Raw genomic sequence first — 24233 nt, forward strand, 5'->3', positions numbered from 1 at the left:
TCGCGCGGCCGCAGGCCTGGCCGCGTCCGGGTGGTGTCAGCCGGTCGGCGCCACCGCGTGTCCGGTCTGCGGGGAGATCATGCCGGCGCACAGGCCCTTGGCCGCCAAGGTCTGCGCGATGCGCGGGATCGCGGCGCGCGTGTTGGCGGGCCAGTCGTGCATGAGGATGATCTGGCCGTTGGTGAGCCGTGCGGCGGCCTGCACGATCGCGTCGGTGCCGGCGCCGTTCCAGTCCTGCGAGTCGACATCCCAAATGATCTCGGTCAGGCCGTACTTGGCCTCGACGGTCCGCACCGTCGCGTTGGTCTCGCCGTACGGAGGGCGGAACAGCCGCGGTGTGCCACCGCCCGCGTCGGCGATGGCCTGCTGGGTCCGGGAGAGCTCGGAGTCGATCTGCGCCTGGCCCAGCTGGGTCAGGTGGGGGTGGGTGTAGCTGTGGTTGCCGACCCACATGCCGGCGGCGACCTGTGTGCGTACCAGGGACGGATTGGCGGCGGCGTACTGCCCCTCGTTGAACATCGTGGCGCGCAGCCCGTTCTGCCGGAGCGTGTCGAGCAGCGCCGGCGTGCTGCTCGACGGGCCGTCGTCGAAGGTCAGACCGACGTATCCGGTGCAGGTGGCGGCCTGCGCCGAGGCGCCGGTGTCGACGGTGAGGGTGCATGCGCCAAGTGCCGCGACGACGGCCAGTTTCGCCATGAGGGAGGGGGACGACCGGTGGGGTCGCGTGGTTCCTGGTCGGGTTCTCATGCGGGTGCTCCTGCGGCCTGAGAGGGGGACAGGGACGGGGCGTGCCGACGTCGACAGGTTGGTGCCGGGCTCGTGGAGTGTCAACTGTTTCGACGTGAAGGGCGAAACTTTTGATCCACGATGTCTCTCCGCTGTGCATCAACTTCCCTGAATACAGGCTTGTTTGGCGTGCAGGTCAAGGGTAGTGCGGGGGAGTGGTCGGATTGAGACGGCATGGCGATGCGTTGTCCGGTAGGGGCGTCTGAAACTGTTTCGAACGCGGATTTTCCCGAGTCACGCCGACAACTCCCGTGCCCTGTGCATCAGTTGACGACTGTTGTGCGCGTCGTTACTGTCCACCTCCCGTCCTCCGATCCATCGATCACTACGCGGGACATCGCCCATTGGGAGCGCTCCCAGATCCGGCGTCGCGCCCGGCCACGACAACCATCGCCTGAGCATGCCCGCCATCGGCGCGGACCCCTGGCCACCCGGCGTTCCCGCTTCCCCCCTGCCCAACTCCCTCTCCTGATCAGCATCGACAGAGGAGCCGCTCATGCCCACCGTTGCTTCGTTACCCCGCCCCAGACGCCTCGCCGCCACGCTGCTGACGAGTTCCCTCCTCGTCGGCGGCCTCCTCACCACGCCCGCCGCGGCAACCGTCGTCTCCGGTGCGGCGGCGACCACGGCCGTACGCGTCAACCAGGTCGGCTATCTGCCGGACGGCCCCAAGCGCGCCACCGTGGTCACCACGGCGACGCAGCCGCTCACCTGGCAGTTGCGCGATGCGTCAGGGACGGCGGTCGCCTCCGGTGCGACCGTCCCGCGCGGGGCGGACACCCCCTCCGGGCAGTCCGTCCAAGTGGCCGACTTCTCCTCGTTCCAGGGGTCGGGATCGGGTTACGTCCTGACGGTGGACGGCAGCAGCAGCGCGCCCTTCGACCTGCGCGCGAACCTGTACGACGGCCTGCGCTCCGACGCGATGGCGTTCTTCCACCACCAACGCAGCGGCATACCCATCGACGCCTCCCTGGTGGGTTCCGCCTATGCGCGCCCGGCCGGACACCTCGGTGTCGCGCCCAACAAGGGCGACACCTCCGTCCCGTGCCAGGCAGGCGTGTGCGACTACACCCAGGACGTCAGGGGCGGCTGGTACGACGCGGGCGACCACGGCAAGTACGTGGTGAACGGCGGCATTTCGACCTGGCTGATGGTCAACTCCTTCGAGCGGGCCAAGCGCGCGGGCAAGGACGCCGCGCTCGGCGACTCCTCCCTGAAGGTCCCCGAGCGCGGCAACGGCGTACCCGACGTACTGGACGAGGCGCGCTGGGAACTGGACTTCCTGATGCGGATGCAGGTACCCGAGGGCAAGCCGTATGCGGGCATGGCGTTCCACAAGATCCACGACGCGGCCTGGACCGGCATGCCGCTGCGCCCCGACCAGGACCCCCAGCCCCGTGAGCTGCACCGTCCCTCGACGGCGGCGACCCTCAACCTCGCGGCGGCCGCGGCGCAGTGCGCCCGGGTCTACCGGGCCTACGACCCTGCGTTCGCCGACCGTTGTCTGTCAGCAGCGCGGAAGGCCTGGACGGCGGCCCGCGCCAACCCGGCGCTGTACGCGCCGGATTCGGACAGCACCGGCGGCGGCGCCTACGGCGACACCACGGTCAGCGACGAGTTCTACTGGGCGGCGGCCGAGCTGTACGCCACGACCGGCGAGAGCGGCTACCGGGACGCGGCCACCGACTCGTCCTGGCACACTTCCTCAACTGCCTTCTCCGCCTACGGATTCGGCTGGGCGGACACGGCCGCACTCGGTCGGCTCACCCTGGCCACCGTTCCCAATGGCCTGCCCGCAGCCGACCGGGACCGGATCCGGACCTCGGTCACGGCAGCCGCCGACGGTTACCTGTCGCGGATGGCCGCCCAGGGCTACGCGGTGCCCGTACCGGCGGACGGCTACTTCTGGGGCTCCAACGGCGAGGTCGCGAACGACGCGATCGTCCTCGCCGTCGCCGGAGAGTTGACCGGAAAGGAGCGCTACCGCACCGGCGCGCTGGAGACGATGGACTACCTCCTCGGCCGCAACGCCCTCGGCCAGTCCTACGTATCCGGCTACGGCGAGACGTCCTCGCAGAACCAGCATCACCGCTTCTGGGCCCACCAGTTGGACGCCTCGCTGCCCCATCCTCCGGCGGGGTCACTGGCGGGCGGGCCCAACAGCGGCCTCCAGGACCCGGTGGCGGAGGAGAAGCTGGCCGGCTGCGCGCCCGCCGCCTGCTACATCGACGACATCGGCTCGTACTCCACCAACGAGGTGGCGGTCAACTGGAACGCCCCGCTGGCCTGGCTCGCCGCCTACGCCGCCGAGCGGACCTCCACCGGTGAACACCCACCGGTGCCTGCGCGGTGACGTACAAGACCGACAGCGTGTGGAGCACCGGCTTCACCGCGACGGTCACCGCCAAGAACCGGGGCGCGCACGGCCGTGCGGCCTGGCCCGGGGCTTCACATGTTGGCGGAATGCCGACGGCCGAAACGACCGGTCCGTCGATTTTCGCCAGTCCACCCGCAAGTTTCGACACACCTCTTGACAGGTGCACCCCACTACAGCACTTTGGGAGCGCTCCCACGACTTCAAGGCTTGCACCATCTCCCCACTAGAGTCGCGGGGGAGGGAACGGCGCGCCGTGACCGGCGGGACCCCGGTCACAGGGCTTCGGTGACGCCCCGAGCGTCCCCCCTCCCGCATTTCGGAGAGAGGAACCAGCATGACGCTGGCGCCCATACCCCCCGCCCGAAGACGGGCCTCTCGGAGCATCGCCGCCCTGTTCGCCACCCTCGCCCTCGCGGCGGCCACGATCGGGCTCACGCCTTCGACGGCGTCCGCGGCCGAGCCGCCGACGCTGCATCAGCTCGCCGACGCCAAGGGCAGGTACTTCGGCTCGGCGACCGACAACGGGGAGCTGTCCGACGCCCCGTACACCCAGACCCTGGGTTCCCAGTTCGGGCCGATCACCCCCGGCAACTCCATGAAGTGGGACAGCACCGAGCGCGCCCAGGGGCAGTTCAGCTTCACGGGCGGCGACCAGGTCGTGGACTTCGCCCGGGCGCACGGCCAGAGCGTGCGCGGTCACACCCTGGTGTGGCACAGCCAACTACCCGGCTGGGTAGGGCAGTTGCCCGCCGCGCAGGTGCGCCCCGCCATGGAGAACCACATCGCCAACGTCGCCGGCCACTACCGCGGCAAGGTGTTCGCCTGGGACGTCGTCAACGAGCCCTTCAACGAGGACGGCAGCTACCGCAACTCGCCGTTCTACAACGCCATGGGCAAGGACTTCATCGCCCATGCCCTGCGCGCCGCCCGGGCCGCCGACCCCGACGCCAAGCTGTACATCAACGACTACAACGTCGAGGGGCTCGGCGCGAAGAGCGACGCCCTCTACACCCTCGCCCGCGACCTGAAGGCGGCCGGCGTGCCGCTCGACGGCGTCGGGATGCAGGCGCACCTGGCGATCCAGTACGGCTTCCCGAACCAGATGCAGCAGAACATCCAGCGCTTCGCCGACCTCGGCCTCGACGTGGCCGTCACCGAGCTCGACGTGCGGATGCAGCTGCCGAAGGACACGGCGAAGGAGGCCACCCAGGCCGACTACTACCGCCGGGTCACCGAGGCCTGCCTGGCCGTCACCCGGTGTGTCGGGATCACGGTCTGGGACTACACCGACAAGTACTCCTGGATCCCCGGCGTCTTCGACGGCGAGGGCTCGGCCCTCCCGTGGGACGGGAACCTCCAGCCCAAACCCGTCGTCATGGACGCGATCCGCAAGGCCCTCGGCGACACCGGCGCGGTCGACACCCAGGCCCCGAGCGTGCCGTCGGGGCTGCGGGTGACCGGCACCACCTCGGCCTCCGCCTCCCTGGCGTGGAACGCCGCCACCGACGACACGGGCGTCACCGGGTACGACGTCTACCGCGGCGGCACGAAGGTGGGGACGGCCTCCGGTACGTCCTTCACCGACAGCGGGCTCGCCGCCTCCACCGCGTACGCCTACACGGTGCGGGCCCGCGACGCCGCAGGGAACGTCTCGGCGCAGTCCGCCCCGGTGAGCGCCACGACGCAGCCGGCGGGCGCGGGCGGCGGCGCCCTGAAGGTCCAGTACAAGAACAACGACCAGTCCGCCGGCGACAACTCGATCAAGCCCGGGCTGCAGTTGGTCAACACCGGTGACTCGGCCGTCGCTCTCTCCGAGGTGACCGTCCGCTACTACTTCAGTGGCGAGTCCGGTGCCACGACGTACAGCACCTGGTGCGACTGGGCGGCGCCCGGCTGTGGCACGCTCACGCACCGGGTCGTCGCGATGAGCAGCCCGAAGGCCGGCGCCGACCACTACCTGGAGGTGGGCTTCGCCGCCACGGCGGGCAGCCTCGCCCCCGGGGCCTCGAGCGGCGAGGCACAACTGCGGTTCAACAAGAGCGACTGGTCGAACTTCAGCGAGGGCGACGACTACAGCCGCGGTACGAACACCGCCTTCGCGGACGCACCGAAGATCACCGTCCACCTCGACGGTCAGACGGTCTACGGCACCACCCCCTGAACCGCGGTCCGGGCGGTCGGCTCCGCCCGCCCGGACCGTTCCAGCGTGCCGCCGTGCCGGGATGGGGAGCAGCCCCGGCACGGCACCACCACCACTCCCACCCGGACCCCCTCTTGGAGGACCTGTGTCCGCACATCCCGAGGTGCCCGAAAGATTCGAAAGATCCTCGTTACTCTCCCGGCGTTCCTTCGTCGGCGTGGCCGGCGGCGCGCTCGTCGCCCTCGGCGCCGGGCAGGCGTTCGCCCGGGCCGCCGAGTCCCCGGAGGGGTCCGCCGCACAGACGGCCGCCGCCGCCGACGGCCCCTACACGGAGGCCTTCCTCACCCAGTACAACAAGATCAAGAGCCCGGACAGCGGCTACTTCAGCCCGGACGGCATCCCGTACCACTGCGCCGAGACCCTGATCGTCGAGGCCCCCGACCACGGCCACCAGACGACCTCCGAGGCGTTCAGCTTCTGGATCTGGCTGGAGGCGGCGTACGGCCGGGTCACCGGCGACTGGGCCCCGTTCAACAAGTCCTGGGAGGTCGCCGAGGCCTCGATCATCCCGCCGCACATCGACCAGCCCACCAACGACTCGTACACCCCCTCCAAGCCCGCCACCTACGCGCCCGAGCACCCGCAGGTCACCAGCTACCCGTCCGAGCTGACCTCCTCCGTCTCCGTCGGCTCCGACCCCATCGCCACCGAACTCGCCTCCGCGTACGGGACGATGGACATCTACGGCATGCACTGGCTGATGGACCTCGACAACGTCTACGGCTTCGGCAACAAGCCCGGTACGGGTGACGAGTTCGGCCCCGGCAAGATGGCGTCCTTCGTCAACAGCTACCAGCGCGGCGCGCAGGAGTCGGTCTGGGAGACCGTCCCGCAGCCCAGCACCGACCTCTTCAAGTACGGCGGCGCCAACGGCTACCTCGACCTCTTCGTCAAGGACGCCTCGTACGCGAAGCAGTGGAAGTACACCAACGCCCCCGACGCCGACGCGCGCGCCGTGCAGGCCGCGTACTGGGCGCTGACGTGGGCGACGGCGCAGGGCAAGGCGAGTCAGGTCTCCGCCTCCGTGGCCAAGGCCGCGAAGATGGGCGACTACCTGCGCTACTCGATGTTCGACAAGTACTTCAAGAAAATCGGCGACTGCACCAGCCCGACCGGCTGCCAGCCCGCCTCCGGCCGCGATGCCCAGCACTACCTGCTGTCCTGGTACTACGCGTGGGGCGGCTCCGCAGGCACCGGCGGCGGCTGGGCCTGGCGCATCGGCGACGGCATCGCCCACCAGGGCTACCAGAACCCCCTCGCCGCCTGGGCGCTGTCCACCATCCCCGCCCTCACCCCCAAGTCGCCGACGGCGAAGGGCGATTGGCAGAAGTCGCTCACCCGGCAGCTGGAGTTCCTGCGCTGGCTGCAGTCCTCCGAAGGCGGGCTCGCCGGCGGCTGCTCCAACAGCTGGGACGGCCAGTACGGCACCCCGCCGGCCGGCACACCGACCTTCTACGGCATGGCGTACGACTGGCAGCCCGTCTACCACGACCCGCCGAGCAACAACTGGTTCGGCTTCCAGGTGTGGTGCATGGAGCGCGTCGCCCAGTACTACTACGTCACCAACAACGCGACCGCGAAGGCCGTCCTCGACAAGTGGGTGGCGTGGGCCTCGAAGCAGACCACCGTCGGCTCCGACGGCAGCTACCGCTTCCCCTCCACGCTGGGCTGGACCGGCGCCCCCGACACCTGGAACGCCACGAGCCCCGGCGCCAACACCGGCCTGCACGTGTCCGTCGTCGACTACAGCGACGACGTCGGCGTGGGTGCGGCGCTGGCCATGACGCTGATCTACTACGCCGCGAAGTCCGGGGACGCCGACTCCGCCGGACTCGCCAAGTCCCTGCTCGACGCCATGGCCGAGCACGCCGACGCCAAGGGCATCGCCGTCCCCGAGACCCGCCGCGACTACGACCGCTTCGACGATCCGGTGTACTTCCCGGCGGGCTGGTCCGGCACCTCCCCGCAAGGCGTGAAGCTGGGCTCCGGCACGACCTTCATCGGGATGCGGCCGTGGCTCAAACAGGAGCCGGGCTGGTCGAAGGTGCAGACGTACCTGGACGGTGGCGCTCCGCCGGTCTTCACGTACCACCGCTTCTGGGCTCAGGCGGCGCTGGCGCTCTCCTTCGCCTCGTACGCCGAGCTCCTCGGCGACGAGGGCGGCCCCGGCGGCGGCGACACCACCGCGCCGACCGTCCCCACCGGCCTGACGGTGACGGCGACGACCGGCACCAGCGTGGCGCTGAGCTGGACGGCGTCCACCGACGACACGGGCGTCGCGGCGTACGACGTCTACCGCGACGGCACCCCGGTCGGCACCCCGACCGCGACCACCTACACCGACACCGGGCTCTCCGCCGCCACCGCCTACCACTACCGGGTCGCCGCCCGCGACGCCGCGGGCAACGCCTCCGCACTGTCCGCCGAGGTCACCGGCACCACCAAGACGGGCGGCGGTACGGGCGGGGCCAAGGTCCAGTACAAGAGCACCGACTCCAACGCCACCGACAACTCCATCCGCATGTCCCTGAAGGTCGGCAACACCGGCGGCGGCGCGCTCAGCCTCTCCACGGTGACCGTCCGCTACTACTTCACCGGCGACGGTGGCCCGTCCACGTACTCCACCTGGTGCGACTGGGCGGTGCTCGGCGCCGCCAACATCACCCACCGGGTGGTCGCCCTGAGCAGCCCGAAGACCGGCGCGGACCACTACCTGGAGGTCGGCTTCAGTGCCGGCGCGGGCAGTGTCGCCGCGGGCGGCGACTCCGGCGAGATACAACTGCGCGTGCACAAGAGCGACTGGTCGAACTTCAACGAGGCCGACGACTACAGCCGCGGTACGAACGCGGCCTTCGCGGACGCCTCCAAGATCACCGCGTACGTCGGCGGCGAGCTCGTCTGGGGGACGGCGCCGTGACGGGACGACACCCGCGTCGCGCCCTCGCCGCCACCGCCGCGGGCATCCTGCTCGCCGGGCTCGCGCTGTTCACCGGCGCGGTCCCGGCGGCGGCCGCGTCGGTCACCGACTGCACCCAGTGGGGCACCACCGAGACGCAGGGCGGCACGTACACGTACCAGCAGAACGAGTGGAACTCCTCGGCCCGCCAGTGCGCGAGCGTGGACACCGCGACCGGCGCCTGGAAGCTGACCGAGGCGAACTTCTCGCTCACCACGGCGGGGCCGCCCGCCACCTACCCGTCCAGCTACAAGGGCTGCCACTGGGGCGTGTGCACCGCGAAGAGCGGCCTGCCGATCCGGGTCAGTGAACTGGGCAGCGCCCGCTCGACGTTCGACACCACGCAGGTCGCCTCCGGCGCCTGGAACGCCTCGTACGACCTGTGGTTCAACTCCACGCCCACCACCGACGACCAGCCGGACGGCACCGAGGTGATGATCTGGATCAACCACCGCGGCGGCGTCCAGCCCATCGGCTCCCGCACGGCCACGGTCACGGCGGACGGCAGGACCTGGGACGTGTGGACCGGGCCCGGCGCCTCCGGGTGGAAGGTCATCTCGTACGTGTTGCAGGGCGGCGCCACCGCGGTGACCGATCTCAACGTGAAGCGTCTCGTCGACGACGCCACCGCGCGCGGCCAGATCAACCCCGCGCACTACCTGATCGACGCCGAGGCCGGCTTCGAGATCTGGCAGGGCGGCCAGGGTCTTGGCGTGAACTCCTTCTCGTTCGACGCAAGTAAGGGCTCGGGCGGCGGGGACACCACGCCGCCGACCGCGCCCCGCAACTTGCGTTCCACCGGGGCGAGTTCGTCGTCCGCCTCGCTGGCCTGGGACCCCGCCACGGACGACGTCGGCGTCACGTCGTACGACGTCTACCGCGGCGGCACCCGCGTCGGCTCCACCGGCGGCACGACGTACACCGACACCGGGCTGACGGCGTCCACCGCGTACAGCTACACCGTGCGCGCCCTGGACGCGGCCGGGAACGCCTCGCCACCCACCGGTCCGGTGAGCGTCACCACTGAGCCCGGCGGCGGGACCGGCACCGGCAATCTGAAGGTGCAGTACAAGACGAGCGATACGGGCCTGACGGACAACGCCATCGGGATGAACCTGAAGGTGGTCAACACCGGTAGTAGTGCGCAGAGTCTGAAGGACGTCGAGATCCGCTACTGGTTCGACGACTCGGCCTCCTCGTACACGACGTGGTGCGATTGGGCGCAGATCGGCTGCTCGAACCTGACCCACTCGGTGTCGACGAACGGCACGGCGACCGGGGCCAATCGCTACCTGAAGGTCAACGTCACCGGCGGCACACTCGCCGCGGGCGCCTCGACCGGCGACATCCAACTGCGGCTGCACCGCAGCGACTGGTCGAACCTCAACGAGGCCGACGACTACAGCCACGGCACCGCCAGTGCCTACGCGGACGCACCGAAGATCGGCGTCTACTCCGGCGGCCAACTCCTGTGGGGCACCGCGCCCTGATCCACCCCCAGACACCCGGTGGCGGGAATCCTTCCCGCTGCCTCCCGCCACCGGGCCGTACCTCCGCACACCCTTATCCGAGAGGAACACCACACAACGATGAACACCACCACGCACCTCAGACGCAAGAGCCGCTTCAGGAGGCTCGCGGCGCTGCTGCCTGCGCTCGCCATGGGAGCCGCGCTCAGCGTCGCGCTGCCTACCGCACCGGCCTCGGCGGCCGCGGCGGCCCGGGTCGACAACCCGTACGTGGGCGCCAAGCCGTACGTCAACCCGGACTGGTCCGCCAAGGCGAAGGCCGAGCCCGGCGGCTCCGTCATCGCCGACGAGCCCAGCTTCGTCTGGATGGACCGGATCGCCGCGATCACCGGCACCTCCAACGGCCGTGGCCTGCGCGCCCACCTCGACCACGCGCTGACGCAGGGCGCCACGCTCTTCCAGGTCGTCATCTACGACCTGCCGGGCCGCGACTGCTCGGCGCTCGCCTCCAACGGCGAGCTGAAGGCGGAGGAGCTCGACCGGTACAAGTCGGAGTACATCGACCCGATCGCGGCGATCCTCGCCGACCCGAAGTACGCGGCACTGCGGATCTCCGCGCTGATCGAGCCGGACTCGCTGCCCAACATGGTCACCAACGCGGGCAGCGCGGCCGGCGCCACGGACGCCTGCCGGCACGTGAAGGAAGTGGGGTCGTACGAGAAGGGCGTCGGCTACGCGCTGAACAAGCTCGGCGACATCCCCAACGTCTACAACTACATCGACGCGGGCCACCACGGCTGGCTCGGCTGGGACACCAACTTCGACCCGGCAGTCGACGAGTTCAAGAAGGCCGCCACCTCCGAGGGCGCGACGGTCGACGACGTCGCCGGCTTCATCGTCAACACCGCCAACTACGGTGCGCTGCACGAGCCGAACTTCAAGGTCACCGACTCGGTGAACGGCACCACCGTGCGCCAGTCCAAGTGGGTCGACTGGAACTACTACGTCGACGAGCTGGGCTTCGCCCAGGCGCTGCGTGAGCGCCTGGTCAGCCGCGGCGGCTTCAACTCCGGCCTCGGCATGCTCATCGACACCGCCCGCAACGGCTGGGGCGGCACCGCACGGCCCACCGGCCCCGGCCCGCAGACCTCCGCCGACGCCTACGTCGACGGCGGCAGGGTGGACCGCCGCATCCACACCGGCAACTGGTGCAACCAGCAGGGAGCCGGAGTCGGCGAACGCCCGCAGACCGCGCCCGAGCCGGGCATCGACGCGTACGTGTGGGCCAAGCCCCCGGGCGAGTCGGACGGCAACAGCCAGCCCATCGACAACGACGAGGGCAAGGGCTTCGACCGGATGTGCGACCCGACCTACGAGGGCAACGCACGCAACGGCAACAATCCGACCGGCGCCATGGCCGACGCCCCGCTGGCCGGCCGCTGGTTCTCCGCACAGTTCCAGATGCTGCTGACCAACGCCTACCCGCCGCTGAACGGCGGCGGCGACCCGGGCCCCGACACCGAGGCGCCGAGCGTCCCGGCGGGGCTGAAGACGACGGGCGCCACCTCGTCGTCGGTGTCACTGTCCTGGACCGCTTCGACGGACAACGTGGGCGTCGCGTCGTACGACGTGTACCGCAACGGGACCCTCGTCGGCTCCACCGGCGGCACGACGTACACCGACAGCGCTCTGACCGCCTCCACCACCTACCAGTACAAGGTGCGGGCGCGGGACGCCGCCGGGAACGCCTCGGCCCAGTCCGCACAGGTCGCCGGCACGACGACTTCGGGGGGTGGGTCGGGCACCGGCAATCTGAAGGTGCAGTACAAGACGAGCGATACGGGCCTGACGGACAACGCCATCGGGATGAACCTGAAGGTGGTCAACACCGGTAGTAGTGCGCAGAGTCTGAAGGACGTCGAGATCCGCTACTGGTTCGACGACTCGGCCTCCTCGTACACGACGTGGTGCGATTGGGCGCAGATCGGCTGCTCGAACCTGACCCACTCGGTGTCGACGAACGGCACGGCGACCGGGGCCAATCGCTACCTGAAGGTCAACGTCACCGGCGGCACGCTCGCCGCGGGTGCCTCGACCGGCGACATCCAGCTGCGGCTGCACCGGGCCGACTGGTCGAACCTCAACGAGGCCGACGACTACAGCCACGGCACCGCCAGTGCCTACGCGGACGCCCCGAAGATCGGCGTCTACTCCGGCGGCCAACTCCTGTGGGGCACCGCCCCGTAACTGAGTGTTTGACGCTGATTCACGGCGATAGATTGCGGTTTGATGGCCCGGCCAGATCGAGGCTGAGGGGCCGGTGAGGTGAGGGGCTGCGATGTGGCGGGAGAGGGCTGTTCCATTCCAGCACCTCCCGTCTCATCCCACCTCGCCTCGTGTCCCTGGCCTTTACCCCCTGGTCGGGCCGTTCGCCGCGCGGTACAGCGGAAACATGACCCCGCGCGACGGGTATCCCGGCGAACTGTCCGACGAATGCCGGATGTTGATCGAAGTGCTCGAGCAGCTCACCGGTCTGCTGCGGCGCCTGCTCCGCGAGGCCGAGGGCCGCCACACGGAGCCGTCGGCCTGCGTGCTGGACTCCCAGACCATCAAGGCCTCCGCCAACGTGCACCTGGCTGACCAGGGCACCGACGCCGGCAAACGCATCATCGGCCGCAAGCGCCACCTGGGCTGCGACACCTTCCGCCTGCTGTTCATCGGCCTGCCCATCCTCGTCGCGGCGCTCCAGGCCGCGGTGATCGCCACGTACTCGCTGGAAGCGAAACTGCCCGGCGTCAAGGCGGACAACCTCCGCCTCCGCGAGGGGCGTTAGTCGGCGTGTGACATGTCGAACTCGCCGTGCCGCTAACGCAGTTGGTCAACGTAGAGATTGACGGCGTCCACACAGCTGTTCAACACCAACGTGCTCTGGTTGTTCAGTGGTCGGAATAGCTGAAGTCGCCCACGGTCCAGGCTTTGACGTCTTCAATCGCGACGCGGTACATGCCGCCGGTTTCCGGGATCCCCACCGTGCCCTGCAGGATCCGGGCGACGTGGAAGTGCAGATGCGTGGGCGGTCCGTTCTTCTCCGCGGCGGTATCGAAGATGACGGAGAACTCTCCCAGGTCGGTGGAGTCCGTCAGGACCTCCGCGACACGCTGGCGCCACACTTTTTCGGGGGCCAGCCGACCGGTGATGACAGCGCCACCGGTCACGACGGTCAGGGACATCTGATTGCTCTGCCCGGTCTCCACCAGGGCGGCCATGGCAACGAGCAGCTCATCATGCTTCGACATGGGCGAGATTGTATTCGCCGACGCTCGGGCTGCTGCAACGTTGGTGCTACCGGGCGAGACGCGCGCTCACGGTCTTGCCGCCTGAGGCCGGGCGGGTGACCGCGGTGGTGCGGGCGAGGCGGTTGACCACCTTGTGCCCCGGAAGGCGGCCCGAAAACCAGGCGATGAACGCCTCGCTCCCACTCGCCGCCATCGGTCGAGGTCGATTGCCTCACTGGCGAACATCCAGAAATCTATGTCGGCCGGAGTAGACATTGGGTGGTGGTGTGGTTATGGTTTCTCTCGTAGCCGAGATCGAGCAAGCCCGGCAGGGATGAACTGCCGGGGAAGCAGTACCCGTAGTTGCAGTTCGCAGGACGGTGCGGTGGTGGAGTTTCGAAGCCAGGTTTGTTGCAGGACGGCGACGGGACTGACGACCGGACCGGGTGGCCCGCAGTGATCAGGGGCCGCCGTGAGCAGTACCGCAGTAGCAGTACCCGCAAGTGCAGTACCCAGCAGTGCAGTTGAGTGAGCAGCACCTCGGTGAAGGCGTCGGCTGCGGACGCGCGCACCGGGAAGTTCGACAGTGGGGTTCTAAGCCGGAGCAGACGCAGGACGGGCGACGGGGCTGGCTGTCGAAGAGTGGCGCTACCGCAGGCCACTGAGCAGTACGCATCACCAGCAGTAAGCAGGAGAGCAGTACCGGCAGTTGGTAAGTGTTTGATCCCAGAGGGAAGAAACGGAGGAGCCGAGCGCCATCAGGATCGCCCGGGTGGATGTCTTGAGCCCGGGTACCGCAGGACATCGATAGTGAGGTGGTCTCCGGTCAAGCAACCGCGATCCCCGCATCCCCGACATCTTCCAGGTCGGGTCGGCGGACACAGAAGGCCGGTGCAGTATCAGGGCCGGCAGATGGTGTAGTAGTTCCTTCGGGGCCCGGGTGCCGTACGGCACCCGGGCCCCTCGACGCGTTCCACACAGAGAACACAGAGAGGTGCAAGTGACAGCAGACGATTCGTTCGGGCGTCTCGACGACGACGACTACCCCGCCTACACCATGGGCCGGGCCACCGAGATACTCGGCACCACCCAGGGCTTCCTCCGCGCCATCGGCGAAGCCCGCCTCATCACCCCGCTGCGCTCAGAGGGCGGCCACCGCCGCTACTCCCGCTACCAACTGCGCATCGCCGCCCGCGCCCGCGAACTCGTCGACCAGGGCACCCCCATCGAAGCCGCCTGCCGCATCATCATCCTCGAAGACCAACTCGAAGAGGCCCAGCGCATCAACGCCGAATACCGCGCCGCAGGATCAGGCGACCAGATGGCCGGGACTTGAGAGGACCGGAACCTGCAACTCTCTGCGGGAGCTTCGCGGTTACGGCCCCCGCATGTTGCTTGGACGCGCCGCCGGGGTGCGGCGTCCCAGGGACATCGCCTGTAGAGGCTGTCGTCCGCCGGGAGTGTCCGACGCTGTGCCAGTCCAGGCACATGACAGGCTCGCGCCTGCCCCGCCGATCAGGCGGGCGCGGGGGCGCCCAGCATGACGGAAGCCCGCTGGAGCGGACTGATGCCGGGCGCGGGCGCGGCCGCGGGCAGAGTCCGGCAGGTGAAGCCGAGCCGGGCCATGGCGCGGAGGACTTCGCCCGCGCTGAAGTCCCGGCGGTCCTGGCGGGTGATGACCTGGCCGACCTGTTTGGCGGGGTAGTGGCGGCGCCCGATGATCACGGACTCACCGGTGACCGGCTCGGGCTTGATGCCCTTCATCGTTTCCAGCACCCCGCTCCTGGTCAGGTCGAACGGGAAGCGGGCGATGACACAGCGCATGAGACCTCACAAGAAGAAGGGCAATCGTGGGGAGCTGGTTCAGCGGGCTAGAGCGAGGGCGAGGCCGCCGTCGCCGAGGTCGCGCAGGCGGATCCGATCCGTGTACGCGGAGCCGTCACGGACAGCCGTGAGCTTGGCCCGGGTGACCAGACCGGTGCGTCGGCCGTCCTGGTCGCAGACGAGCAGGTGCCCGACACGGGCGCCGACCATCACGGACAGGGCGACCTCGACCGTCATGTCGTCCCAGACCCGCGGCCCGGCTTCCTCAACGGTGTGGGCAACGGTGTCGCCCAAGGTCGCGCGCACGGGGTCGCCGCTCATCGGGCGGGACTGCATCTGTACCAGCGTCAAAAGGTGCCTCCGGCAAAGGTTGGCCAGTGTTCTGATCACGAAGGTCTCTGGGCTCAGGCGGCCGCGTCGGCAGCAGCCCGCTGCGGCGCGGAGGTGCGTCGTGCCGCGGAAGCGGGGCGGCGACGGCCGCGGGAGGCGGTGCCGCGCTTGGGGCGTTCGGTGACCGGCGCGGTGATGGCGACCGGGATGCCCGAGGGGGCCTGGGCTCCGGTGATGCGGTGCAGTTCCTGCTCGCCGGAGCGGACCTGGGTGATCTGGGGGCGGATCCCGGCGTCCGACATGAGGCGGATCATGCCGCGGCGCTGATTGGGGGTGACCAGGGTGACGACGCTGCCGGACTCACCGGCACGGGCGGTGCGGCCGCCGCGGTGCAGGTAGTCCTTGTGGTCGGTCGGCGGGTCGACGTTGACGACGAGGTCGAGGTTGTCGACGTGGATGCCGCGGGCGGCGACGTTGGTGGCCACGAGCACGGTGACGTGCCCGGTCTTGAACTGCGTCAGGGTGCGGGTGCGCTGGGGCTGGGACTTCCCGCCGTGCAGCGCGGCGGCCCGTACACCGCTGTTGAGCAGGTCCTGCGTCAGCCGGTCGACGGCGTGCTTGGTGTCCAGGAACATGATCACGCGGCCGTCGCGGGCGGCGATCTCGGTGGTGGCCGTGTGCTTGTCGGCGCCGTGGACGTGCAGCACGTGGTGCTCCATCGTCGTGACCGCACCGGCCGAGGGGTCCACCGAGTGGACGACCGAGTCCGTCAGATAGCGACGCACCAGTAGATCCACATTGCGGTCCAGCGTCGCGGAGAACAGCATGCGCTGTCCCTCGGGGCGCACCTGGTCCAGGAGTGCGGTGACCTGCGGCATGAATCCCATGTCGGCCATCTGGTCGGCCTCGTCCAACACCGTGATGCCCACCTGGTTCAGGCGGCAGTCGCCACGGTCGATGAGGTCCTTGAGCCGGCCCGGGGTCGCCACGACGACCTCGGCCCCACCGCGCAGCGCGCTGGCCTGCCTGCCGATCGACATGCCGCCGACGACCGTGGTCAGGCGAAGCCTGACAGCGCGGGCGTACGGAGTGAGTGCGTCGGTCACCTGTTGGGCGAGCTCGCGGGTGGGGACCAGGATCAGCCCCAGCGGCTGGCGGGGCTCGGCGCGCTGCCCGGCGGTCCGGGAGAGCAGGGCGAGGCCGAAGGCGAGGGTCTTGCCGGAGCCGGTGCGCCCGCGGCCGAGGACGTCACGGCCCGCGAGGGAGTTCGGCAGCGTCGCGCCCTGGATCGGGAAGGGGGCGGCCACACCCTGCCTGCCGAGTTCGGCCAGCAGCGGCGCGGGCATGCCGAGTTCGGCGAAGCCGTCGACGGCGGGCAGAGCCGGGGTGACCGTCTTGGGGAGCGCGAACTCACCCTGCACGGCGGCGGGCCGACGGCCGTAGCCACCGGACCGGGCCGGCCCACCGGACCTGCTCCGGTTTCCGGCACCGGAATTGGCACCGCCACCGCCATTACGGGTGCGGGCGAATCGGTCGTTTGTACGTGTGCGGTTCATGCGGAACCTTCCTTGATGCGGTGCATATCAAGGAATTCTTCCGGCGATGAACGGCGCGGAGAATCACGAGAAATGGACCGACGGTAAAAGCGAAAGCGGATCTGGCCGGCTGGTAATCCATGCGGGCGCAGGCGCTGAAAACGAGTGACGCGAAGAGGGAATCTCACCCGGAGCGTCGACTGCAGATATGGGCGGATGTTATCCGAATCGCCCGCAGGTCGAATCACTGCGGGAAATGCCTGTAGCTGGGGCCCGCACCCCGAAGGATGCGGGCCCCAGCTACAAAGTACGCGTCAGCGTCAGGCGGGAACGATGTTCTCGGCCGTCGGGCCCTTCTGGCCCTGCGCGATGTCGAAGTTCACCTTCTGGCCTTCGAGCAGCTCGCGGAAGCCCTGGCCGGCGATGTTCGAGTAGTGGGCGAACACGTCAGCGCCGCCACCCTCCTGCTCGATGAAGCCGAAACCCTTTTCCGCGTTGAACCACTTCACGGTGCCAGTAGTCATGTCAATCTCCTTTGGGGCAGTACAACGGATATCCGCACTGTGCGGACACCGTGTCGCCGCGATGATTACCCCGCCCGGAAATGACCGGTAATACAAAAGTGCCCCCACCGCAGTATGCAGCCAGGAGCACTTGAAGTTTTCGGGAACCACAACTGCAACTGAGACGACAGTAGCACGCCATAGCGGCCCGCGGGTACGAACTAATCCCGCTCTGCTCATTGCGCTAAAAACTCTCCCTGCCCGGATCGTTAAACCCTCACTTCGCGAACACAGACATTGGTTTGTCGAGCGCAGCGTTTCGGAAGAGTGCCGGATGCCTGTTGCCGGGTTAACCGGTTTTGCCGCCACGCCAGGGCCAATGGCGTCTGGCGGCTACCGCCTCCACGCGTCGACGCGGTCGTGCGCTCCCGGCGTGAGGACGGTCGGGTGTGCGTACGAGCCGGCCATGGCGCAGATCCGGGCCCCCGGCCGGTCGGCAGGCCGTGGACGGAAGCTCACTAGACGATGCGCGCCATCATGGTCGGGGTGGCGTGCGCCGCATCCGTGCCCGGTTTGTTACCGGCGGCTCCCCGTCCTATGGGGTGGCAAAAGGGGCGCCGACACCGGTCCGTCACGGGTCGACCGGCGGAAGACGGGTAGCAAGCACCACTTGATCTGTGACGGCCGCGGCACCCCGCTCAAAGTCATCAGCACCGCCGCGACCGTCAACGACATCACCCAGACCCTCGCGCTCGTCGACGGCATCCCGCCCGTCGCAGGACGTCCAGGCCGGCCAAGGAGACGCCCGGACGCCCTACTCGGTGACAAGGGCTACGACTCGAACCCGAACCGGGCCGCACTTCGCAAGCGGAAGATCCTGCCGGTCATCTCCCGAAAAGGCTGCCTGCAGTCTCATCTGCCGGCGCCGACTCAAGAGGACCCAACCATGACCGTATTGCGGGCCCGGACTCGACCCGTGGGATCTACGGGTCGGTGGCCTTGGCGAGCACCAGAGTCGGCGGCCCATCCGGATCGGGCTGGATCTCCACCTCCGGCTGGCTTCTCACGTAGAGCTGGAGGTCGCCGATCTTGCCGAGGCCACCGTTCTTGGTTTCCAGGTAGACGAAGTCGCTGGACTCCTCGTTGGCAACGAACTCCCATTCGCCACTGAAGTCGAGGGGGTCGGTACCTCCACTCCCCGTGGCTTCGTTTGCCGAGATGTCCGTGGCGGTGAACGTCTTGTCAGGGTTGAGGAGGACCTTGCCGCCAGTTTTGTCGTTGAGGTACACGCCGGGCAGCTCGTCGGGGTCGACCTGGGCCGCGCACCCTGAGATGAGTACCGCAGAGGCGGTCAACGCGGCGACGAGCCACCGCCCGCCCATCCCCCTGATGATCACGGACTCAGCATAACGGCATCACGAACAGCCGAACCGTCCCACTGGGCACACCGAACCAGGACACCTCAACAAGATCGTGTTCCGAGCTCCATGGGGCCATGCGGAATTTTGACCCCAGTTCCGAATTTGGGTGGGTGGTGTGCGGCCTTTTGGTGGTGGCCGTTGGGGGCTGCGGTGCCCCCGTTACCGAGCGGGGGCACCGGGACCCGGGGCTGACGCTTCGTCAAGCCCGTCGTCCGGTCAACGTTCGTACGGGAGCCCACTCGTGATGCTCGATCGCGCCCAACTCGAGCGCCGGCGCCACTCCGTGCGCACCGCACCGCACCCCACTGACACCCTGCCGTCGGCAACGGTGACATCGCCATGACGGCCGACCTGTCGGGTTTGCAGACCTTCCCCGACCCCCGACCCCGCCCGCCGCTACCCCGGCACGGCGGTCGTCCCGCTCAGTACGGACCGCGGCGAGCCCCACTCCCGCAGTCGCGCCCCGACCCGGTCGTCCCGTTCATCGCGTACCGCCTCCCCGTATGCCTTCGCCAGTACGTCGTCGATCAGGACACGCCGCCCCGCGCGGGCCGACTCGACCGCTGCCTCGACCATCGCGAGGCTGAGGATGTTCTCGTGGACCTCGCCCATCGGCACCGTGCCGGTGCGCAGGGCCGCCGTGAACACCTCGAGGGCGCCCGCGATGCCGTCAGGGGTGCGGACCGGGTCCAGAGGCCGGGCGGCCGTCGGGTCGGTCGTCGGGGGCGTCTCGCCGTCCCATAGGGCTGTTCCCTTTTCGCCGGAGAGCCGCCAGCGGCCGTTCCAGGACGTCTCGTCGCCGCCCTGGCACCAGCTGCCGTGGTACGTGTAGCGCACACCGCCGGCGAATTCGAAGACAGCGCTCGCCGCCGCGTCGCCCGCGTACCAGCTCCAGGGCGGGTTGTACGACTCGCAGTAGACCGCCACCGGTTCCGCGCCGATCAGGAAGCGGGCCGTGTCGAAGGGGTGGATCGCCATGTCCACCAGGAGCGGGTACGGCATGGCGTCGCGGAAACCGCCGAAGCGGGGCGCTCGGTAGAACTCCGTGGTCACGCAGCCGAGTTGGCCGAGGCGTTCCGTCACCTCCGACCGCAGTGCGAACACCTGTGGGTTCCAGCGCCGCGACTGGCTGACCATGAACAGCTCGCCGGTCACCTCCGCGGCCGCCGCGAGGGAGAGCGCGGACGCGACCGTGGGGGCCACCGGCTTCTCGCCGAGGACAGGTAGTCCGGCCGCGAGCGCGGCGGTCGTGACGGGGTGATGGGCCGCGGGGACGGTGACGTTCACGATCGCCTGCGCACCGGTCTGTGCCGCGAGTCGCACCGCGTCCGTGCCGACCGGCAGGTCCCGGCGTCCCGTCTCGCGCGCCGCGTCCCGCGCCGCCTCCAGGTCGAGGTCGACGATGCCGACGAGCGCGGCCGTCGGCGAAGCGGCCAGCGCCCGGAGCCACGCGCGTCCCATCCCGCCGGCGCCGACCAGGAGCACGCGCAGCGGATCCTCGGGGCCGTTCGCGATGATCCGGTGGCTCATGTGGCTCATGTGGCTCATGACAGCGGCCCCTGGTAGGAGCCGCCCTTGAAGAACTCGCCGGTGTCGTAGCGGAGCAGCTCCGGGTACGCCCGCTCCACCGGGCGGTCCGTGCGCGCCCATTGCACGCCGTTCGCGATGACCTTGCGGACGTGCTTGTGGTGGTACGTCGGGAAGTCCTGGTCGCCGGGGCGGAAGTAGAAGATCTTGCCGTGGCCGCGCCGGAAGGTGCAGCCGCTGCGGAAGACCTCGCCACCGCTGAACGACGACACGAAGACCAGCTCGTCGGGGGCCGGGATGTCGAAGTACTCGCCGTACATCTCGTCCTCGGGAATCTCGATGGGGTGCGGCACCCCTTGCGCGATCGGGTGCGTCGGGTCGACGGTCCAGATCAGCTCGCGGTCGTGCTCGCTGCGCCAGCGCAGGGTGCAGCTGGTGCCCATCAGCTTGGTGAAGATCTTCGACCAGTGCCCGGAATGCAGCACGATCAGCCCCATGCCGGACAGGACGTGCCGGTGCACCCGCTCGACGACCGCGTCGCTGACGTCACCATGTGCGGCGTGCCCCCACCAGGTCAGCACGTCGGTGGCGGCGAGGACCTCCTCGGTCAGGCCGTGCTCGGGCTCGTCCAGGGTGGCGGTGCGCACGGTGCAGCCGTCGCCGAGGTTCTCGCGGATGCCGTCGGCGATGGTGGCGTGCATGCCGTCCGGGTAGATCTTCGCGACGTGCTCCTCGGTCTGCTCGTGGCGGTTCTCGCCCCAGACGGTCACACGGATCGGGGCGTTGTCCTGAGAAGAAGACTGGGATGGAGACATGTGGTGAATCACCTTTCTGGTGGGGGTGGTTGGAGCCCTGGCGCCGGGCTACTTGACCGATCCGCCGGCCACGCCCGCGGCCACGTACCGCTGCGCCGCGACCAGCAGCAGCACCGCAGGAATGCACGCGAGCGTCGCCGTCGCCATGACCGCGCTCCAGTCGTTCACGTGCGCGCCGAGGTACTGATAGAGGCCGAGCGTCACTGGGCGGACCGTCTTGGTGGTCGTCAGCGTGAGCGCGAACAGGAAGTCGCTCCAGGCGAACAGGAACGTGAACAGGCCCGCCGTGATCAGCGCGTTGCGGCTCATCGGGACGACGATCGAGAAGAAGGCACGCGTGTGCCCGGCCCCGTCCACTCGCGCCGCCTCGACGAGCGACGGTGGGATGGCGCGCATGAACGCCAGCATGATCAGGATCGCGAACGGCACGCCGTGCGAGGCGTCCGCGACGATCAGGCCGCCGACCGAGTTGAGAAGGCCGAGCTGGTTGTACGCGCTGTAGAGGGCGTTGGCGATGACGATGCCCGGGATCATCTGGCTGATGAGGATGCCGAGCAGGACAGGGCCCGCCCAGCGCAGCTTGAAGTGCGAGAGCACATACGCGGCCGGCGTCGCGATGAGCAGGCTGACCGCGACGCTGCCCAGGGCCACGGTCAGGCTGGTGACCAGGTTCTGGCCCTGGTCGCGGACGGCGGCCGCGTAGCCGTCGAAGTCGAAGGTGCTGGGGAACCAGTCGGTGGCGGTGGCCGCGCTGCCGGGCTGGAAGGAGACATTCACCATCCAGTACACCGGGAACAGCATGAACACCATGAGCACGAGGCCGATCGCGGTGTTGCCCCAGGCCCGGCCGGCGTCGCCGCGGGCGGGGGAGGGTGTCGATGACGCCATGGCGGACCTCACTCGTCGACGGCACGCCGGTTGGCGCGCAGGTAGAGGACGGCGAAGACGAGGGACATCACGATGAGCACATTGCTCAGCGCGGCGCCCTGCCCGAAGTCGAAGGTCTGGAAGGAGAGTTGGTAGGACTGGGTGGCCAGCGTCTGAGTGGCGTTGGCAGGGCCGCCGCCGGTGAGACCGAGGATGATGTCGAGCACCTTGAGCGTGTAGACGATGCCGAGGACGAGGACGACGCTCACCACCGGGCGAAGCAGGGGCCATGTCACATGGCGGAAGGCGCGCCAACCGGTGGCTCCGTCGAGGGCCGCCGCTTCGTACAGCTCCTCGGGGATGTCCTGGAGCCCGCCGTACAGGATCGTCGCGTTGAAGGGGATGCCGATCCAGATGTTGACGCCGATGACGGCGACCAGGGCGAGGGATGTCGTGGACAGCCAGCCCGGGTGCCCTTCGGTGAGGTGGAGGGCGGCGAGGAATTGGTTGAGCGCGCCGTGGTCCTGGTCGAGGATCCAGCGCCACACCGCGCCGGAGACGATCAGCGGGATCAGCCACGGCAGCAGGAGCAGCGAGCGGAAGAGTCCGCTGAGCGGGAAGCGGCGCCGGAAGAAGACGGCGATGGCGAGACCGATGACGAACTGCCCGAGCAGCGAACCCACCGTGAACAGCAGCGTGTTGAGCATCGCCTGGGTGAACACGGACGAGCCGAGCACGGCCGAGTAGTTGTCCAGGCCCACCCAGGGTGCCTCGCCGGTGTAGTACGTCTTCGTCGTGTAGTGCTGGAACCCCATGACGAGGTTGCGCACCACCGGATAGCCGAAGAACGCGAGCAGGTAGACGACGGCGGGGCCGAGGGCGAGGACCTGGAAGAGGCGGCTGCGGCCCGCCGACGTCTGCCACCAGCGGGGGCGCGGCGGGGCGCTGCCGGACCGCGCCGTGGATGCCGCGGGCCCTTCGGCGGTCAGCGTCGCGTCAGTCATTCTGGGCCTGCCTCACTGCCTGCGTCGGCGTGGCGCCGCCGGTGAGCGCGGTCTGCAGGGCGGTGTAGATACGGGTGGCGGCCTTCGGCCAGGCGGGGCCGAGCAGCGCGGTGCGGGCACGGGCGGCGCGCACCTGTTCCACGAAGGCACGGAGTCGGGGGTCGTCGGCGGCGAGTCGCTCGGCGAGGTCGGTGCGCGCGGGTACGAGATCGCGCAAGCGGCCCAGCTTCAGCTGCACACGCTCGGAGTTCATGCAGGCCACGAACCGGGCCGCCTTCTTCTGCGTGCGCCGGTCGCCGGTCTGCGGCAGCGTGAACGTCTCGCCGCCCAGCGGCGCCACGGACGTCTTCTTCCCCTCGGGCACGGGGATCTTGGCCACGCCGAATTCGAGGCCCTTCTTCTTGTGCGCCTCGTCGAGCAACGGTAGCTGCCACGGGCCGTTGACCATCATCGCGAGGTTGCCGTTCTTGAACTGGTCGTTCACGTCTGCCTGCGACCAGTTCACGACCGATTTGGGCGCCGATCCGTCGGCGACGAGGTCGCGCCACAGACCCACGGCCTGCGCGGTGGCCGGGGTGGCGAGGTTGCGTTCGGTGCCGCCGTTGGACCACATGAACGGCAGGAACTGCCAGGCGCCCTCATAGGTGGCGACGGCGGAGAAGCCCACCCCGTACGTGTCCGATCCGGTCAACTCCTTTGCGGTGTGCTTGAGTTCGCTCCACGTTCCGGGCGGCTCGACTCCGGCCTCCTTCAGCAGCTTCTTGTTGTAGAAGAGCGCGAGGGTATTGGCCGCCGGCTGCAGCCCGTAGACCTTTCCGCGGTACGTCGACGACGCGACGACACCGCGCGCGTACCCCTTCGTACTCAGGCCGAAGTCGGCGATGGGCGCCAGCGCGCCGACGGAGGCGATCTGCTGCAGATCCGGGTTGTCGAGCATCAGGACGTCGGGCAGCGTGCGGGACGCGGCCTGCTGCAGTACACGCGGCATATAGCCCGCGCCGGCCACCGATTCGCGGTCGATACGGATCCCGAGGCGCCGGCCGCAGGCGGCGTACAGCCGCTGGTAGATCTTGGTGTCGGGTTGGTTGGTGTAGTAGTCGAGCACCCGCAGGCTGACGACGCGCCCCGAGGAGTCCACCCCGGGCTCGACGCCGTTGCCGCAGGCGGTGAGGGCGAGGGCGGCGGGCAGCAGGGTGCAGCCGATCAGCCGCCTTCGCCGCCTGCGTATCGTGCGCGCGGATATATCTCGCCATTGAGACATGCGCTTCCTCCCGGTCGATGGTCCGGTCGATACGTATCGATGACGCGCTGCTTGGTGCGGGTACCGGCCACGGGACAGGCGTG

18 protein-coding genes and 3 pseudogenes are annotated in these 24233 nt (G+C 69.2%); 8 read left to right on the forward strand and 13 right to left on the reverse strand.

Annotated elements, in window-relative coordinates:
* Positions 1-36 precede the first annotated feature (36 nt).
* Complete coding sequence (locus tag OG746_RS38075) at positions 37-747, reverse strand: polysaccharide deacetylase family protein (protein ID WP_266723086.1); 711 nt, start codon at positions 745-747, stop codon at positions 37-39.
* A gap of 535 nt (positions 748-1282) precedes the next feature.
* Between OG746_RS38075 and OG746_RS38080 the strand changes: the two genes are divergently transcribed.
* From OG746_RS38080 to OG746_RS45720, 6 genes and pseudogenes are all read left to right on the forward strand, one after another.
* On the forward strand, positions 1283-3139 hold the full coding sequence (locus OG746_RS38080; RefSeq protein ID WP_266723088.1) for a glycoside hydrolase family 9 protein: 1857 nt from the start codon (positions 1283-1285) through the stop codon (positions 3137-3139).
* Positions 3140-3497: 358 nt separating this feature from the next.
* Positions 3498-5324, forward strand: a complete 1827-nt coding sequence (locus tag OG746_RS38085; protein ID WP_266723090.1) for an endo-1,4-beta-xylanase — start codon at positions 3498-3500, stop codon at positions 5322-5324.
* Between the two features lie 196 nt (positions 5325-5520).
* On the forward strand, positions 5521-8280 hold the full coding sequence (locus OG746_RS38090) for a glycoside hydrolase family 48 protein (protein WP_266723092.1): 2760 nt from the start codon (positions 5521-5523) through the stop codon (positions 8278-8280).
* Positions 8277-9809, forward strand: coding sequence for a cellulose binding domain-containing protein (locus tag OG746_RS38095; RefSeq protein ID WP_266723094.1), 1533 nt, complete (start codon positions 8277-8279; stop codon positions 9807-9809). The genes OG746_RS38090 and OG746_RS38095 overlap by 4 nt, the downstream gene beginning before the upstream one ends.
* 171 nt (positions 9810-9980) lie before the next feature.
* Complete coding sequence (locus OG746_RS38100; protein ID WP_266725668.1) at positions 9981-12035, forward strand: glycoside hydrolase family 6 protein; 2055 nt, start codon at positions 9981-9983, stop codon at positions 12033-12035.
* A gap of 262 nt (positions 12036-12297) precedes the next feature.
* Positions 12298-12531 (forward strand): annotated as a pseudogene (locus tag OG746_RS45720) (IS5 family transposase); the annotation flags it as partial.
* A 193-nt stretch (positions 12532-12724) separates the two neighbouring features.
* Here OG746_RS45720 and OG746_RS38110 read toward each other — a convergent pair.
* Positions 12725-13084: a GvpU-like protein gene (locus OG746_RS38110; protein WP_266723095.1), complete on the reverse strand. Its 360-nt coding sequence runs from the start codon at positions 13082-13084 to the stop codon at positions 12725-12727.
* A gap of 46 nt (positions 13085-13130) precedes the next feature.
* Positions 13131-13277, reverse strand: a complete 147-nt coding sequence (locus OG746_RS38115; RefSeq protein WP_266723097.1) for a hypothetical protein — start codon at positions 13275-13277, stop codon at positions 13131-13133.
* A 786-nt stretch (positions 13278-14063) separates the two neighbouring features.
* On the opposite strand from OG746_RS38115, the gene OG746_RS38120 reads away from it, so the two are divergent.
* Entirely contained in the window at positions 14064-14399 is a 336-nt protein-coding gene (locus OG746_RS38120) for a MerR family transcriptional regulator (protein WP_266723099.1), read from the forward strand.
* A gap of 179 nt (positions 14400-14578) precedes the next feature.
* Here the strand turns inward: OG746_RS38120 and OG746_RS38125 are convergent, their stop codons facing one another.
* The 4 genes and pseudogenes from OG746_RS38125 to OG746_RS38140 form a co-directional block, all read right to left on the reverse strand.
* Positions 14579-14887, reverse strand: coding sequence for an SCO5918 family protein (locus OG746_RS38125; protein WP_266723101.1), 309 nt, complete (start codon positions 14885-14887; stop codon positions 14579-14581).
* Positions 14888-14950: 63 nt separating this feature from the next.
* Positions 14951-15238, reverse strand: a pseudogene (locus tag OG746_RS38130) (CBS domain-containing protein); the annotation flags it as partial.
* Between the two features lie 53 nt (positions 15239-15291).
* Positions 15292-16773: a DEAD/DEAH box helicase gene (locus tag OG746_RS38135; RefSeq protein WP_266723105.1), complete on the reverse strand. Its 1482-nt coding sequence runs from the start codon at positions 16771-16773 to the stop codon at positions 15292-15294.
* Between the two features lie 299 nt (positions 16774-17072).
* Positions 17073-17276 carry a cold-shock protein gene (locus OG746_RS38140; RefSeq protein ID WP_266723107.1) on the reverse strand — a complete coding sequence of 68 codons (204 nt, stop codon included), beginning with the start codon at positions 17274-17276 and terminating at the stop codon, positions 17073-17075.
* A gap of 445 nt (positions 17277-17721) precedes the next feature.
* Between OG746_RS38140 and OG746_RS45590 the strand changes: the two are divergent.
* Positions 17722-18138 (forward strand): annotated as a pseudogene (locus OG746_RS45590) (transposase); the annotation flags it as partial.
* 100 nt (positions 18139-18238) lie between these two features.
* On the opposite strand, the gene OG746_RS38145 reads toward OG746_RS45590, so the two are convergent.
* The 6 genes from OG746_RS38145 to OG746_RS38170 form a co-directional block, all read right to left on the reverse strand.
* Positions 18239-18652 (reverse strand): hypothetical protein, encoded by a 414-nt coding sequence (locus OG746_RS38145; protein WP_266723109.1) that lies wholly within the window; start codon positions 18650-18652, stop codon positions 18239-18241.
* Positions 18653-19072: 420 nt separating this feature from the next.
* Positions 19073-20224 (reverse strand): Gfo/Idh/MocA family protein, encoded by a 1152-nt coding sequence (locus OG746_RS38150; protein ID WP_266723111.1) that lies wholly within the window; start codon positions 20222-20224, stop codon positions 19073-19075.
* On the reverse strand, positions 20221-21018 hold the full coding sequence (locus OG746_RS38155; protein ID WP_266723113.1) for a ThuA domain-containing protein: 798 nt from the start codon (positions 21016-21018) through the stop codon (positions 20221-20223). Before OG746_RS38155 ends, OG746_RS38150 begins: the two co-directional genes overlap by 4 nt.
* 48 nt (positions 21019-21066) lie before the next feature.
* On the reverse strand, positions 21067-21906 hold the full coding sequence (locus OG746_RS38160) for a carbohydrate ABC transporter permease (RefSeq protein WP_266723115.1): 840 nt from the start codon (positions 21904-21906) through the stop codon (positions 21067-21069).
* Between the two features lie 8 nt (positions 21907-21914).
* Positions 21915-22889, reverse strand: coding sequence for a carbohydrate ABC transporter permease (locus OG746_RS38165; protein ID WP_266723117.1), 975 nt, complete (start codon positions 22887-22889; stop codon positions 21915-21917).
* Positions 22882-24150 carry a sugar ABC transporter substrate-binding protein gene (locus OG746_RS38170; RefSeq protein WP_266723119.1) on the reverse strand — a complete coding sequence of 423 codons (1269 nt, stop codon included), beginning with the start codon at positions 24148-24150 and terminating at the stop codon, positions 22882-22884. The genes OG746_RS38165 and OG746_RS38170 overlap by 8 nt, the downstream gene beginning before the upstream one ends.
* Positions 24151-24233: the final 83 nt, after the last annotated feature.

It is taken from the genome of Streptomyces sp. NBC_01016 (genome assembly GCF_026341035.1).
Taxonomy (GTDB): domain Bacteria; phylum Actinomycetota; class Actinomycetes; order Streptomycetales; family Streptomycetaceae; genus Streptomyces.

Bases quoted from the DNA above. Each gene is read 5' to 3' on its own strand.
- OG746_RS38110 (WP_266723095.1), bottom strand. From the start codon at position 13,084: ATGTCGAAGCATGATGAGCTGCTCGTTGCCATGGCCGCCCTGGTGGAG.
- OG746_RS38150 (WP_266723111.1), bottom strand. From the start codon at position 20,224: ATGAGCCACATGAGCCACATGAGCCACCGGATCATCGCGAACGGCCCC.
- OG746_RS38115 (WP_266723097.1), bottom strand. From the start codon at position 13,277: ATGGCGGCGAGTGGGAGCGAGGCGTTCATCGCCTGGTTTTCGGGCCGC.
- OG746_RS38160 (WP_266723115.1), bottom strand. From the start codon at position 21,906: ATGGCGTCATCGACACCCTCCCCCGCCCGCGGCGACGCCGGCCGGGCC.
- OG746_RS38165 (WP_266723117.1), bottom strand. From the start codon at position 22,889: ATGACTGACGCGACGCTGACCGCCGAAGGGCCCGCGGCATCCACGGCG.
- OG746_RS38080 (WP_266723088.1), top strand. From the start codon at position 1,283: ATGCCCACCGTTGCTTCGTTACCCCGCCCCAGACGCCTCGCCGCCACG.
- OG746_RS38170 (WP_266723119.1), bottom strand. From the start codon at position 24,150: ATGTCTCAATGGCGAGATATATCCGCGCGCACGATACGCAGGCGGCGA.
- OG746_RS38125 (WP_266723101.1), bottom strand. From the start codon at position 14,887: ATGCGCTGTGTCATCGCCCGCTTCCCGTTCGACCTGACCAGGAGCGGG.
- OG746_RS38075 (WP_266723086.1), bottom strand. From the start codon at position 747: ATGAGAACCCGACCAGGAACCACGCGACCCCACCGGTCGTCCCCCTCC.
- OG746_RS38135 (WP_266723105.1), bottom strand. From the start codon at position 16,773: ATGAACCGCACACGTACAAACGACCGATTCGCCCGCACCCGTAATGGC.
- OG746_RS38100 (WP_266725668.1), top strand. From the start codon at position 9,981: ATGGGAGCCGCGCTCAGCGTCGCGCTGCCTACCGCACCGGCCTCGGCG.
- OG746_RS38140 (WP_266723107.1), bottom strand. From the start codon at position 17,276: ATGACTACTGGCACCGTGAAGTGGTTCAACGCGGAAAAGGGTTTCGGC.
- OG746_RS38155 (WP_266723113.1), bottom strand. From the start codon at position 21,018: ATGTCTCCATCCCAGTCTTCTTCTCAGGACAACGCCCCGATCCGTGTG.
- OG746_RS38085 (WP_266723090.1), top strand. From the start codon at position 3,498: ATGACGCTGGCGCCCATACCCCCCGCCCGAAGACGGGCCTCTCGGAGC.